Origin of the sequence: Tissierella sp. MB52-C2 (assembly GCF_030931715.1) — a bacterium.
GTDB lineage: Bacteria > Bacillota > Clostridia > Tissierellales > Tissierellaceae > Tissierella.
Genome location: NZ_CP133261.1, coordinates 2,993,552 through 3,007,743, shown reverse-complemented (window position 1 = coordinate 3,007,743; position 14,192 = coordinate 2,993,552). Strand labels below are relative to the sequence as shown.

Genomic DNA, 14,192 nt, shown 5'->3' with positions numbered 1-14,192 from the left:
GTAATGTAACCTCTTTCTTACTTTATTAGGGTATAATATAAATAACTAAAAATTGTCAATTCAAACAGAGGAGGTAAGTATATGAAAAGAATTATATCTTCACTACTATTAGTAATTATTATTCTAACTAGTACTACATCTTTTGCTACTATGGAGGATAGGTTAAGTAATCATTGGGCTAAGGATTTAGTAGATAAGGAATTCATTTCTTATTATTTTCCCTATTTTGCTAAGGATAACTTCAGCAAATTTGAACCAGATGAAGACATGTCTAGAAAGGATTTTGCCCTTTCAGTAGCTTCACTTTTTAAGGATTATGATTTTGAATTTACAAATAGTACCATAGTAGACGGAATTTTAACTAGAAAAGAAGCAGTAGAAATCATTGGTAAAAGATTAACTGAATTAGAGAATATAATAGACAAAAAAGAAGAACTTCCTTTCAAAGATATTAATACAATGAATAAAGAAAGCATAGAATTATTAGGAGTACTATTTAATTTGAAGATTATCTATGGTGTTTCAGATACTATATTTATGCCAGATAAAGAATTAACAAAGATAGAATCCATAATAATCTTACAAAGGCTGAAAGGAGTCTTGGAAGAAATGAGAGGAATAAGAGAGGTATCATTTAATGTATCAGGCATAGTTGAGTCTTATAATAATCAGGAATCGGTAATAGTAAAGGAAGACAATGATAAGGTACTAGTCACCATTACCAAGGAGTTCCCAACTCCAGGATACTCCCTTGATGTTGGGAAAATAGTCAATGGAAGAGAGGGCTATAAAATATACTTAGATATTAAACCACCAAAAGAAGGAATGATGCAACTTCAGGTTATAACTTATAAGACTATGACTATAGAGATTCCAAAGGACAAACTAATGACTCCACCATATATTTTCAATATAATTGGTTTAGAAAGCAATCTATTTCGCATATAGATTGCTTTTCTTTCATATATAATGGTAATATTAGTGACACTAAGAAAAAAATTTGATACAATTAATATACTTCAATATAGATAGGGGGTATAGTGTGGAAATAGATGAAAAAGACTTAAAAGACTTATTGGATTTAAAATATTTATCACCCCAAAGAGAATCCCTAAGGATTTCTATTATATATTTAGTCCTAGGCTCTGCGGGGATATATTTGTCCCATTTGTTTTTATATAGAAATAATAAGTTGGAGACCTATAATTCTATACAGTTTTATAATGGGTTGGGTTTCATATTTATAACTACTATTATAATATACTTCTTAATCTATAAAAGATTAAATAAGATGAAAGATATAACCACTATTTTACATAAAAACATGGAGAAATTAGATACAACTAAGAGAGAACTTATAGAGATAGAAGGAAAATTGAATGATGAAAAAAATCTATCTGATAATATATTGAAAAATTCTGCTATCGTGATATTTACTTGGGATTTAGAAGGAAGAATCACAAGCTTTAATCCCTATGGAGAGGAAATCACAGGATATAAGGAAGAAGAATTAATTGGTAGGAGCTGGATAGATTTATTTTTATTTGAAGAAGATAAGTCTAAAGTTGAAGGGCTTATTAAATATATTAAAACGGGGAAATCCCTTAAAAATAGTATAGGAGATAGATGGACTTCTAAGGAAGGAAAACTTCTAGAGTTTATATGGACAGATTGTCCTGTCTATGATAATGATAAAAATGTAGTGCAAATAATTTCCTTTGGTACTGATATAACAGAACAGAAAAAACTGGTAAAGAAGTTAAAGGACTTAGCATATTTCGACGCTTTAACAGGGCTTCCAAATAAGAGTATGTTCAAAACTGAAGGGGAAAGGTTACTGGAAGAAGCAAGGGTCAATAAGGCAAAGTTATCACTTTTATATATAGATATAGATAATTTTAGACAGATTAATGACGCTTTGGGACATGATCTAGGGGACGAGCTGTTAGTTCATATATCGGCTGTACTTGGAGAATTTAAAGAAGATAAAAACTATCTATATAAATTAAGTGAAGATGAATATGCTATCATTCTATATGATATAAAGGATAGGGAAGATATAAAATTTAAAACAGAGAAAATATTACAAGAAATTCAAGAACCTTGGCAAATTGATAAAGAGGAATTTATTGTGTCAGCAAGTATAGGAATATCCATATATCCCAATGATGGAGACAATTTTTCTCAACTAATGAGATATTCCAATATGGCAATGTATCATATGAAAAATAAGGGCAAAAATGGTTATGCCTTCTATGAATATGAAATGGGTAAAAGGATAGTTGAAAATACATTTATGGTAAATCAAATAAGAAAAGCCATAGAGGAGGAGCAATTTAGCCTTTACTATCAACCTATTATAGATATAGAAAAAAACACTGTTTATGGAGCAGAAGCTCTGCTTAGATGGTTCCATCCAGAAAGAGGATATATACCACCCTTAGAATATATACCACTTATAGAGGAAACAGGACAAATTTTTGATGTGACTTCTTTAGTTCTTAAAATGGGACTTAGTCAAAAGATGATTTGGAATAATAAGGGGTATTCCCATATTAAATTATCTTTAAATATTTCAAGTAAATCTTTAGTAAATAGAAATATAGATGATGAAATAGAAGAACTATTAGAGAAATATAATCTAAGACCTGATGAAATAATATTGGAGATTACAGAAACTTCTTTTATGGATAATATAGATGGATCCATAAAGGTTTTAACTAAATTAGAAGAATTAGGTATAGGAATATCCTTAGATGATTTTGGGACAGGATATTCTTCCTTGGCTCAATTAAAAAGACTTCCTATTCACAATGTAAAAATGGATAGAGAGTTTATTAGAACCATGGAGAGACATAGTGAAGAAGCGGTAATAGTTAAATCCATAATAGAATTGGCCCATACCTTAGGGCTTAAAATAACAGCGGAAGGTATAGAAACTGAAGAACAGAGACATATTCTTTCAGAAGTAAGATGTGATTATGGTCAAGGGTATTATTTAGCTGAACCATTAGAAGCAAAATCATTTGAAGAAATACTATTAAACGATAAAAAGGTGACTAACCATGAGTAAAAAACGAGAAATTGCAGGAAATGCACTGATGATTTCCATATTTACATTGATGTCGAAGGGTTTAGGCTTCATTAGGGAAGTTATGATTGCTAATAAATTTGGTTCTGGTAAGGAAACAGATACTTATTTTGTAGCTATGACTGCTACAGTAATTATAATGTCTACTTTGGGAGCGGCTTTAAACACTACATTAATACCTATATTCTCTGAAATAGATGAGAAATATGGTAGAAAAGGTAAATTAAAATATTTAAATAATATACTGAATCTAGTCCTTATAATTACCGTAGTTATAGTAATATTTGGATATATATTTTCTCCACTGATAATTAAAGTTTTAGCTAGTGGATTTGAAGGGGAACAATTTGATTTAGCTGTAAAATTAAATAGAATAGGTCTTCCCATAGCAGTACTTTTAGGGCTTAACTATGTATTTTCAGGGCTGCTTAATAGTAGTCAAATCTTTGGACCTCCTGCTATATCTGGACTTCCATATAATTTCGTATTTTTATTTTACTTATTTTTCCTTGCAAAGGAAGCTAATATAGTTACTCTAATGATAGTATCTGTAATAGCAGCTCTTTTACAGTTTTTAATCCTAGTACCTGCAGTTCACCATATGGGATATAGGTATAGTTTAAATATAAATTTAAGAGATCGATATTTAAAAAGGGCAATGGTACTTATAGGTCCAGTTTTAATTGGATCGGCAGTTCAGCAGATAAATATAATCATAGACAAAACTTTGGCATCAGGATTAATAGAAGGAAGTATATCTGCCTTAAACTATGCCTCAAAGATTAACGATATGGTCATAGCAGTATTTATAATGGCCATAACTACAGTAATATTTCCAATGCTATCTCAAGCCTTTTCACAAAATAATAATGAAAAGGTAAAGGAAATATTAGGACAAGGAATCAATATTATACTTATTGTAACTGTTCCTGCAACAATTGGATTGTTTATATTAGCAGAGCCTATGGTGTATTTATTTTTTGAGAGGAATGCTTTTGACGAGCTGGCAACCTATATGACAAGTCAGGCTCTTATATTTTATTCCATAGGGCTTATAGGTGCATCCCTTAGGCTAATGTTAAATAGAGTATATTATTCATTACAGGATACAAAAACACCTATGATAAATGGAGTCATAGCAGTAGTCATAAATTTAGTATTAAACTTAATCCTTATAGAACCAATGGGTCATGTAGGATTAGCCTTAGCAACTAGTATATCGGCTACAGTAACTACAATTATGTTATTTATATCTTTGAGAAACAAAATAGGACCAATAGGATTATTTAAATACTTATTATGCTTTGGAAAGACTCTAGCAGCCTCTTTAGTTATGGGAATAGTAGTGTATTTAATATATTATAAGCTAGGAGCAATTATAGGAACTACAAAGATAATACAAATGGGATTATTATTAGGATCTGTAGCTATAGGAGCAGCAGTTTACTTTGGACTTTGTATAGTCTTTAAGGTAAAGGAACTTGGAATGATATTTAAAAGATAGTGAATAGTGAAGAGTTAAAAGACCTTAAATCGAAGATTTAAGGTCTTTTGTTAGATAGTTTTGAATTCATTCAAAGCTTCCATAACTATTCACTATAAATTATGGCAGGCTACGAAATGTCCTTTTCTTCTTTCTTCAAAACTTGGTGTTTGTTTTTTACATATATCTAGAGCATAATCGCATCTATCTACAAATCTACAGCCTTCTTTTATATTGATTGGACTTGGTACGTCTCCATGGAGCATTATTCTTTTTCTGTTTCTTTGTATATCTGGATCTGGTATTGGTATGGCTGATAGTAGAGCTCTTGTATAAGGATGTAGTGGATTTTCATATAGTTCTTCTGAACTGGCAACCTCCATCATATGGCCTAAGTACATTACTCCAACTCTATCTGAAATATACCTTACCATTGATAAGTCATGGGCGATAAATAAATAAGTAAGACCAAATTGTATTTGCAATTCCTTCAATAGATTGACTACCTGTGCTTGAATAGATACGTCTAAGGCGGATATAGGCTCATCACATACTATGAATTTTGGATTCAATGCCAAGGCTCTTGCAATTCCTATTCTCTGTCTTTGACCTCCAGAGAATTCATGGGGAAAACGCATGGCGTGTTCTTCATTTAGTCCTACTAATTTAAGCAACTCTATTACTCTTTCCCTACGTTCTTCCTTATTTTCATAGGCTTTGTGTATATCTAGAGGTTCTGCTACTATATCTTCCACAGTCATTCGAGGATTTAAGGATGCATAAGGGTCCTGAAATATCATTTGGAAGTTTTTTCTCACTTCTCTCATTTCACTTCTAGAAAGGTCATATATATTTTTTCCATTAAATATTAATTGTCCGTCTGTAGGGTCATACAATCTTATGATAGTTCTACCAGCAGTAGACTTTCCACAGCCAGACTCTCCAACTAATCCAAAGGTTTCACCTGGATATATATCAAAGGTAAGTCCATCTACAGCCTTAAGTTTTCCTTCCTTTACATCAAAGTGTTTTTTTATATTTCTTGCAGAGATTAATGGTTCAACCATTAGTCGTCACTCCTTTCAGAAGTTTTCGCCATGGGATGATCTAGCCAACAACGGCTTTTATGTGTTGGGCTATGGACATGAAATTCAGGCATATATTCCTTACATATTTTCATGGCATTTTCACATCTATCATAGAAGGAGCAGCCTTGGGGTGGAATATAAAGGTCTGGTGGTGTTCCATCTATGGAGTGAAGCGGCTCATCTCTAGACATGTTTAAACTTGGAACTGAGGCAAGAAGTTTCTTTGTATATGGATGACTAGGACTTTTAAATATTTCTTCAGTTAAACCTTCTTCTAAAATTTGTCCTGCATACATGACTATTACCTTGTCACTCATATCTGCCACAACTCCTAGATCATGGGTGATTAAAATAATTGCCATATCTAATTTATTTTGGATTTCCTTCATAAGTTCTAGTATTTGTGCTTGTACAGTGACATCAAGGGCTGTAGTGGGTTCATCGGCTATTAGTAGCTTTGGGGTAGATACCATGGCCAAGGCTATCATAACTCTTTGCCTCATACCACCTGAAAACTCATGTGGATATTGTTGAGCTCTTTTTTCGGGTTCAGGTACTGCCACTAAGTTTAACATTTCTACGGCTTTCTTTTTTGCTTCTGATTTAGATAATCTCTGATGTCTTATTAGACCTTCTACAATCTGTTTTCCAACCTTCATAGTGGGATTTAGAGAGGTCATAGGATCTTGAAATATCATGGATATCTCATTTCCACGAACGATTTCCATTTCCTTATCTGATTTATCTAATAAATTTGTTTCGTTAAATATTATTTCTCCGCTTTTAAAGAAGGCAGGTGGCATTGGGAGTAGCTGCATTATAGAGTTTGCTGTAACACTTTTTCCGCAACCTGATTCTCCGACTATGGCAACAGTTTCAGATCTGCCTACATTAAAACTAATATCTCGAACTGCTTCTACTTCTCCAAAGAAAGTTTTAAAGGACACCGATAGATTTTTTACTTCCAATAGTTTTTTCATTTTTCCACCTCTCTATTTACGTAGTCTTGGGTCCAGTGCATCACGAAGGCCATCTCCTAGTACATTGAATCCAAACATAATAAGGGAAATAAATATAGCTGGTATAATTATTTGATAGGCGTTACCTACAGCAAGTCCTGCTAATCCGTCATTTGCTAAAGAACCAAGGCTTGACCTTGGTGCTTGAAGTCCAAGTCCTAAGAAGCTAAGAGTGGCCTCAGCAAATATAGCTCTGGGAATAGTAAGAGTTATATTTACTAAAATAGGTCCTAGAGTATTTGGAATTATATGTTTTCTAAGTATCCATTCCTTAGGAGCTCCTAGGGATTCAGCAGCTAAGGAGTATTCCGATTCTTTAAGCTGAAGGACTTGACCTCTTACTAAGATTGCCATAGGGACCCAGTCGGTAAGAGTCATTGCCAATATTAGGACAAATAAGGAAGTACCAGAACCTTCACTGGAGAAGACTACTGATAAGAGAATTACTATAAGTAAGTAAGGAATACTATAGATAATCTCTGCAATTCTCATCATAATAGCATCTATACGCCTTGTGGCTATACCAGAAATTCCTCCATATATAATGCCAATTATAAAGTCAATAGCAGCAGCGAGAATTCCAATTATTAGGGAATATCTAGTGCCAAACCATACTCTTGTAAACTGATCTCTGCCAAGTTCGTCAGTGCCAAACCAGTGAGTACTATTAGGATGTAAGTTGATCTTATTGTAATCCTGTTCAAAATATTTAAACCCATTTATAAGTGGTCCTACAATAGACATGAAGATTAAAAGTAATATTATTATAAGACCAAAAATGGCTAATTTATTCTGCTTCAATCTACGCCATACATCAGGCCAATATTTTATACTTGGACGTCTAATTGTTTCTGCATTTCTGTCTTCATAGGAAGCAGGCTGAAACATATTAGGAGTAATATCTTTCGTTGAATTACTTTGAGTTGTCATTATCGTCCCTCCTTAGTAAGCTTAATACGTGGGTCAATAAACATATAGGCAATATCTACAAATAGGAGTAAGATTATTAGTATAATAGCATAGAAAATAGTTGTACCCATTATAAGGGTATAGTCTCTGTTGTTAATAGATTGAACAAAAAACTTTCCGAGACCCGGTATTCCAAAGATTTTTTCTATGACAAAGCTACCTACTAAAAGATTAGATATTAAAGTTCCTAGAACGGATACTATTGGAAGTATGGCGTTTCTAACAGCGTGTTTTAATATAACTATAGATTTAGATAATCCCTTAGATTTTGCAGTCTTAATATAGTCTTGATTTAAAATCTCTAACATACTGGAACGCATAAGCCTTGCTATATATGCAAGGGGCATTAGAGATAGGGCTAAGGCAGGAAGTAAAGTATGTTTAAATTCTCCCCAACCGCCAATAGGAAGCCAAGATATATTTTTAGCTACAAATTGTATAAGTATTGTTCCCATTATAAAGCTAGGGACAGAAATACCTATAATGGCAATAATCATCGATATATAGTCTGGAAACTTATTTTGATATAAGGCAGCAAAAGCACCTAGGGCAGGTCCAAATATTAAGGCAATAAGTAAGGCCTCTAGACCTAAATAGGCTGAAACTGGAAATCCACGTTTAATCATATCATTTACAGTTTCAACTCTTGATTTCATGGAATCACCAAAGTCTCCTTTAAGTAAGTTTTTAAGATAGATTACATACTGCTCCGATTTTGGCTTGTCTAATCCGTACTTTTTCAAAAGATTTTCATAGACTACAGCAGGCATTTTTCCTTCTTTTCTAAAGGGATTTCCAGGTATGGAATGCATTAGAAAAAAGGTAATAGTAACAATAGACCAAAGAGTAATAATGGACATAATAATTCTTTTTAAAAGGTACTTTTTCATTTTTTCCCTCCTTACTATTTTAAATAGGGCAGGTTTCCATACCTGCCCACCTTTAAATTTATTTATTCATATCAGCATAAGTCATCTTTGGATAGTTTACAAGTGGTTTATATACTCCTGTTACATAGGATTTCTGAGCATATGGTTGAGTATAGAAATAAACTGGCACTATAGGCATATCTTCCATAATCATAACTTCAGCTTTTCTCATGGCATCGAAACGAGCCTTTGGATCTGGATCGTTTTTAGCTATATCTACTAGCTTATCGTATTCAGGGTTGTTGTATTTTGCATCATTGAAGCTAGACGTACTATACCATAATTCTAAGAATGTAATAGGATCCATATAGTCTCCAATCCAACCAGCACGGGATATATCATAGTCTCCAGATTTTTCTCTATCAAGTTTGACTTGAAACTCTACGTTTTCCAGTTGGATTTCAACACCTAAATTAACTCTCCACATCTCCTGTGCAGCCTGAGCGATTTTCTTGTGAGCTTCCGAGGTATTATAAAGAATAACTATTTTCTTAAAGTCCTCTACTGTCATTCCTTCTTCAGCCAAACCTTCGGCAAATAATTTTTTTCCTTCTTCCACATTATATTCCAATAATTGTCCAAGATTTGAACGATATTCACTGCCATTTTCATCTATAAGACCAAATGGAACTACTCCTTCAGCTGCAAGTTGACCACCTTGGGCAATCTTGTCTACTATAGTTTGACGGTCTAATGTCATAGACAAGGCTTTCCTAATCTTTGGATTATTAAATGGCTTAATCTTTGAGTTTAAGTTGTAATAATAAGTCCCAACTTCAGCTCCAATAATTAGCTCAGGATTGTTACTATCCTTCATCTGTGCAACTACAGCCTGTGGCAGTGGAGTTAGTAAATCATAATCTCCACCTTCATATTTCTGCCATGTAGTATTTTCATCTTCAATGATGTCAAAATCTACTCCAGCTAGTTTAACGCTGGCGGAATCATAGTAATTTTCATTTTTTCTGATTTTAATAGTAGCATTATGCTCCCATTCGGTTAAGGTAAATGGTCCATTGGATACATGAGTATTAGCATTTTTTGCCCAATCAGGATTGGCTTCTACAACTTTTTTGTTTACTGGATAAAGTGTGTAGAATGCAGTTAATTCTAAGAAATATGCAGTAGGAGATTCAAGGGTTACTTCTAGAGTCATATCATCTAGAGCCTTGACTAACACATCGTCAACAGTTCCTTCTCCAGTGTTATAGGCTTCTCCGCCTTTAATATAGTATAGTTGATGAGCGTAGTCTGAAGCCAATTCAGGATCTAAGGCCCTCTTCCATGCAAATTCAAAGTCATGGGCAGTAACAGGGTCACCATTTGACCATTTAATATCATCACGAAGAGTAAAAGTATAGGTCAAATAGTCTTCTGATACCTTATATTCCTTTGCCATACCGGGAACAACTTGTAAATCGGGATTGATTTTCATAAGACCTTCAAAGGTATGATCTAATACCCAAGATTCATGAGTTCCTTGAGCTAATGCAGGGTCTAACGAACCTGGTTCACTACTATTGTTTGTCCTTAAAATCTTTGCTTCTTTTTTATCTTCCGTTGGTGATGTAGCAGATGAGTCTGTATTTGGTGTCTCTGTAGTTGTAGGTTCCTCTACATCTCCACCTTTAGGTACACAGCCGGTAATCAATAAGGCTATGATAAGTAACAGACTTATTGCTACTATGAAACTTTTCTTCATATTAAAGCCCCCCTTTAAATATTTAAAGTAATGCTTAAATAATTATATTTATTTTAAAAAAGGAATAGAACTCTAAAGATATAATAAAATAACTCAGAATTTTGAAGTCGATTTCAAAATTCTGAGTTATTTTTAAGACTTTTTTTTCTTATTGTGGCTATAATCAAAGTAAGGACAGGAATCACGAATTGAAATGGTATAACATAGTATAGATAAAAGTCGATAAATCTTGCCATATCCATGGTGCTTTTAAAAATAAACCTAGATAAGACTACCATTATACTACATAGGATAATGAGTGTTCCTCTATGGTGTTTTATATTAAAAAGCTTTATAAATCCTAGGGATGCGGCATATAAGTATGTGGTAGCCTTTGCAAATCCGGTTAATGTCATATTGGAGGAAACGATGATTTCAATTCTTTGAATAAAATTAGAAAGCGTTATTATGGAAGTAGCAAAATTAGATCTAAAAAGTATAATATTTACATTGGGAAATCCTAATAATAAAACATTTCTAAGTATATTGGCTAAAAGAAAAAAACCAGCAATAAGAAAACTATAGATATATACTTTAGTGATTTCTTTATTATCATCAACATAATCTGAAAACACTAAAAATACTATGGTTTCAGCAAAGGGTAAGGTGAGAAATGAATAGGCATTAATCATTACAGGCTTTATTCCATTATATAATATGGGCATAAGATAGGAATAATTAAACTGATTTAATCCTAAGAGGATTGTAACAATAATCAAAAGTATAATAACAGGCAAAGTCACCTTTGCCCAAGTGGAAAAAGCAGAAAATCCAGCATTTATGGTGTAAATTGCTAATAATCCTATAAGTATAGCTGTGATATATTGGGGAGTTTCTGGTAAAGAGGATACTTGAATATATTCTGTCATATATCTTAGAGCTGTAGTTGCTAGATGAAAGAAATAAAAACTGTAGGCTAAAATTAAAAGTTTACCTAAAACTTTACCATAAACCTTTATAAATATGTCAAAGAGCCCCATTTTAGGGAATGACTTTGCTATTTTTCCATAGATAAAAGCAAAAGGCATAGATGCTACTATTGCTATTAAAACAGAAATCCAAATATCTTCTTCTCCATGAATATTTCCAATAAACATTAGAGAAGTACCAAACATAAATATAACCATCAATGCTTCATACTGTGAACTGCTAATATTTTTATCTCTAATCAATTTTATCACCTTCTGCATGTATTATTTTTTATTTATATTTCTAAATAGATTTCCGCTGCTTCTAATATGAATTCTTGCATCCACATCTATATCTAATTCTTTAAAAATATTATCCCAATCGGATTCAATTTCCTTCCACAGATTAGGCATCTTTTGTTTTACAATATTACCAAATCCAAAAATATCTAAACCACTGTCTTTTTGAGTAGTTTTAATAAATTGTAAAATCTCACTTTCTAAGTTCTTTTCTGCCATAGCTTTAATCCTTAGAATATTATCTTCGCGGAATGTATCTATATAACCATCTACTTCTCCAATGCTTACAGTAGCTTTTATTTTGATATCCATGGAAAGTTGATTATTCACCATCTTTGGCTCAACTTTAGTTTTATTTCTAAATATCTCCATAGATACAGTACTATTTGAAACCTCTAAAATAAGAAGGCCGCCTTTAATTTCATTTCTAACAAAACGAAGATATTTAATATCATCTGATTTTATAGATCCATCTAATTTATCTTTTTTTAGAATAGTACCACCAGATAATACTATGGTCTCCAGTCCTTCATTTATTTCCATACCAACTGTAGGGATTACAGGATATAGTCCTGGAGTCCCTATATAATTAGCCAATTGATAAATGGATATATTTGGAGTTTTAGACAATTGATCACTGGAAACTATCATGGTTGCTATTTCAAAGGCACGAATATCAGTAGATACAGATTGTAGATCAAGTATTTCACTGGCGCTATCTTGATCTGAGACTACCATATACATATTAATTCTAGGTTCTGCGTCTCTGAATAGAAAATCTAATATAGGTATAACACCGTCTCTAGCCACGTCCTTGCTTACTATAATTACTGATGTATGACCAAAGTATAATTTCTTTGCTGTAATATCGATCATATTTCTAATACAATCAAAAATCGATTTTCCTTCTGCACTTAATTTTAAGGAAACAAATTTTGGTTCTTTACTAGACTGATCTATATCTATGATTTCGGCAGTTAATTTGTAACCATCAGGAGTTTTATCTACAGCTATTCCTGATACAGGAGATACTTCTTCAAGTTCTTTATAGTCACCTCGTCCTGTAAGAAAGCTTAAAATTATAATCATAATTAGTATAACAACAAAGAACTTATTCATAGTCTTTACCTCCATTGCTGCGAATAGATTTATTTGCCATATATCTAGGTCTGCGTCTCATATACCATCTAGGGCTTCTGATTGCAGTATCTTTTAAATCCTGTGGATTAAATGTAGTTAGATTTGACATATATGGTACACCGAAGGAATCAAGCTTCATCAAATGAATAAGAACAAATGTCATTCCTATTATATAACCATATAGTCCCAAAACAGAAGAAAGACAAATTAAAAACAACTTTATAACATTTGAGGCACTATTTAGGTTTGGAGTTACTAAACCAGCAATCCCAGACATTCCAACTACAATAATTATGGGGGCACTAACAAACCTTGCTTCTACAGCTGCACTTCCTAAAACTAATGCACCGACTATGGATAATGCCTGCCCAACGAAGGAAGGCATCCTTGCTCCTGCTTCACGAAGCTCTTCAAATACTATTAGCAGTCCAATGAGTTCCAAAATTGTAGGTAATGGTGCATCTATTCTAGAGGCATAAATACTCATCATAAGCGAAGTAGGTATAAATTCTTGATGCTGGGTGACCAACGCCAGATATATGGGAGGAATGCTTATGGTAGAGAGAAATCCTAGTATACGAAGAAATCTATTTATAGATGAAAAATAATAATTTAAGTTATAATCATCAGATGATTGAAAAAGCTCTATAAAAATATGGGGCAAAGTCATAGCAACAGGAGAACCGTCAATTAAAAGTGCAATTCTTCCTTCCAAGAGCTTTGCTGCCACTACATCTGGCTTTTCTGTACTTCCAGTAGTTTCAAATACGGAAAAAGGATTTTTGTCAATATATTCTTGAATATATTTCACATCAAGGACTCCATCGATTTTAATGGCATTTAATTGATCAATTAACTCATTTAAAACACTTTCTTCAGCCAATCCTTCTATATAGGTTATACAAAGGTCTGTACTAGTTATCTCTCCAATTGACATAAATTTAAACTTTAATCTAGTTGACCTGATTTTTCTTCTAATCATAGATAGATTAATTATTAAACATTCATTAAATCCTTCCCTTGGACCACGCATAGATTTTTCTACGGTAGGTTCCTGAATAGTACGTGTTTCCCAGCCTTGACTTCTTATGATAAGAGATTTATTTTGGCCCTCTAAAAACAAGGCAGTATTTCCCATTACAATTGTACTGACTAATTTAGACATATCTTCAGTTTCTTCACAGTAGGCAGACGTGATAATTTGATTTTTTAAAGTATTTATTGAATCTAAATTTGACGAAATCTTATTTATAATAATAGGTTTTATTATATATTCATTGAGTATATTCTCGTCAATCATACCATCAATAAAAAATAGGCAACAGGAAATATCAGGGTTAAATTGATTTTGAACTTTTCTCATTTTAAAAGTAGCATCGTTTTTAAATATTTCTTTCATTAAATTTATATTTTCATCTAAGGAACAGGATATACTATAATCCTTTAAATCTTTCATAATAACCACAACCTTACATAAGTTTATTTACTAGTTTGACCCAATAGAGTTTATTTTATGTTGTTTTG

General features: G+C 32.6%; 11 protein-coding genes. 3 read left to right on the top strand and 8 right to left on the bottom strand.

All coding sequences use genetic code 11. The features are described from left to right. The first annotated feature begins 81 nt into the window (after positions 1-81). The 3 genes from RBU61_RS15315 (at position 82) to murJ (ending at position 4,595) form a co-directional block, all read left to right on the top strand. The gene (locus RBU61_RS15315) at positions 82-948 is read left to right on the top strand and encodes a protease complex subunit PrcB family protein (protein WP_308876507.1); all 867 of its coding nucleotides are present in this window, start codon (positions 82-84) and stop codon (positions 946-948) included. 94 nt (positions 949-1,042) lie between these two features. Continuing rightward, positions 1,043-3,073, top strand: coding sequence for an EAL domain-containing protein (locus tag RBU61_RS15310; protein ID WP_308876506.1), 2,031 nt, complete (start codon positions 1,043-1,045; stop codon positions 3,071-3,073). After that, positions 3,066-4,595, top strand: coding sequence for a murein biosynthesis integral membrane protein MurJ (gene murJ, locus RBU61_RS15305; protein ID WP_308876505.1), 1,530 nt, complete (start codon positions 3,066-3,068; stop codon positions 4,593-4,595). The genes RBU61_RS15310 and murJ overlap by 8 nt, the downstream gene beginning before the upstream one ends. A gap of 92 nt (positions 4,596-4,687) precedes the next feature. On the opposite strand, the gene RBU61_RS15300 is transcribed toward murJ, so the two are convergent. The 8 genes from RBU61_RS15300 to RBU61_RS15265 all read right to left on the bottom strand — a co-directional run bounded on the left by RBU61_RS15300 (position 4,688) and on the right by RBU61_RS15265 (position 14,124). After that, positions 4,688-5,641 carry an oligopeptide/dipeptide ABC transporter ATP-binding protein gene (locus tag RBU61_RS15300; protein ID WP_308876504.1) on the bottom strand — a complete coding sequence of 318 codons (954 nt, stop codon included), beginning with the start codon at positions 5,639-5,641 and terminating at the stop codon, positions 4,688-4,690. Then, positions 5,641-6,642 carry an ABC transporter ATP-binding protein gene (locus RBU61_RS15295; protein ID WP_308876503.1) on the bottom strand — a complete coding sequence of 334 codons (1,002 nt, stop codon included), beginning with the start codon at positions 6,640-6,642 and terminating at the stop codon, positions 5,641-5,643. Before RBU61_RS15295 ends, RBU61_RS15300 begins: the two co-directional genes overlap by 1 nt. A 12-nt stretch (positions 6,643-6,654) precedes the next feature. Next, positions 6,655-7,611 (bottom strand): ABC transporter permease, encoded by a 957-nt coding sequence (locus RBU61_RS15290; RefSeq protein ID WP_308876501.1) that lies wholly within the window; start codon positions 7,609-7,611, stop codon positions 6,655-6,657. Then, positions 7,611-8,540 carry an ABC transporter permease gene (locus tag RBU61_RS15285; protein WP_308876499.1) on the bottom strand — a complete coding sequence of 310 codons (930 nt, stop codon included), beginning with the start codon at positions 8,538-8,540 and terminating at the stop codon, positions 7,611-7,613. Before RBU61_RS15285 ends, RBU61_RS15290 begins: the two co-directional genes overlap by 1 nt. Positions 8,541-8,598: 58 nt before the next feature. Further along, positions 8,599-10,281 (bottom strand): peptide ABC transporter substrate-binding protein, encoded by a 1,683-nt coding sequence (locus tag RBU61_RS15280; RefSeq protein WP_308876497.1) that lies wholly within the window; start codon positions 10,279-10,281, stop codon positions 8,599-8,601. 113 nt (positions 10,282-10,394) lie between these two features. After that, positions 10,395-11,492 carry an endospore germination permease gene (locus RBU61_RS15275; protein ID WP_308876495.1) on the bottom strand — a complete coding sequence of 366 codons (1,098 nt, stop codon included), beginning with the start codon at positions 11,490-11,492 and terminating at the stop codon, positions 10,395-10,397. 21 nt (positions 11,493-11,513) lie between these two features. Next, on the bottom strand, positions 11,514-12,647 hold the full coding sequence (locus RBU61_RS15270) for a Ger(x)C family spore germination protein (RefSeq protein WP_308876493.1): 1,134 nt from the start codon (positions 12,645-12,647) through the stop codon (positions 11,514-11,516). Next, positions 12,640-14,124 (bottom strand): spore germination protein, encoded by a 1,485-nt coding sequence (locus RBU61_RS15265; RefSeq protein WP_308876491.1) that lies wholly within the window; start codon positions 14,122-14,124, stop codon positions 12,640-12,642. The genes RBU61_RS15270 and RBU61_RS15265 overlap by 8 nt, the downstream gene beginning before the upstream one ends. Positions 14,125-14,192: the final 68 nt, after the last annotated feature.

Coding starts and splice junctions, on each gene's coding strand:
- RBU61_RS15315 (WP_308876507.1), top strand. CDS start 82: ATGAAAAGAATTATATCTTCACTACTATTAGTAATTATTATTCTAACT.
- murJ (WP_308876505.1), top strand. CDS start 3,066: ATGAGTAAAAAACGAGAAATTGCAGGAAATGCACTGATGATTTCCATA.
- RBU61_RS15300 (WP_308876504.1), bottom strand. CDS start 5,641: ATGGTTGAACCATTAATCTCTGCAAGAAATATAAAAAAACACTTTGAT.
- RBU61_RS15295 (WP_308876503.1), bottom strand. CDS start 6,642: ATGAAAAAACTATTGGAAGTAAAAAATCTATCGGTGTCCTTTAAAACT.
- RBU61_RS15290 (WP_308876501.1), bottom strand. CDS start 7,611: ATGACAACTCAAAGTAATTCAACGAAAGATATTACTCCTAATATGTTT.
- RBU61_RS15285 (WP_308876499.1), bottom strand. CDS start 8,540: ATGAAAAAGTACCTTTTAAAAAGAATTATTATGTCCATTATTACTCTT.
- RBU61_RS15280 (WP_308876497.1), bottom strand. CDS start 10,281: ATGAAGAAAAGTTTCATAGTAGCAATAAGTCTGTTACTTATCATAGCC.
- RBU61_RS15270 (WP_308876493.1), bottom strand. CDS start 12,647: ATGAATAAGTTCTTTGTTGTTATACTAATTATGATTATAATTTTAAGC.
- RBU61_RS15265 (WP_308876491.1), bottom strand. CDS start 14,124: ATGAAAGATTTAAAGGATTATAGTATATCCTGTTCCTTAGATGAAAAT.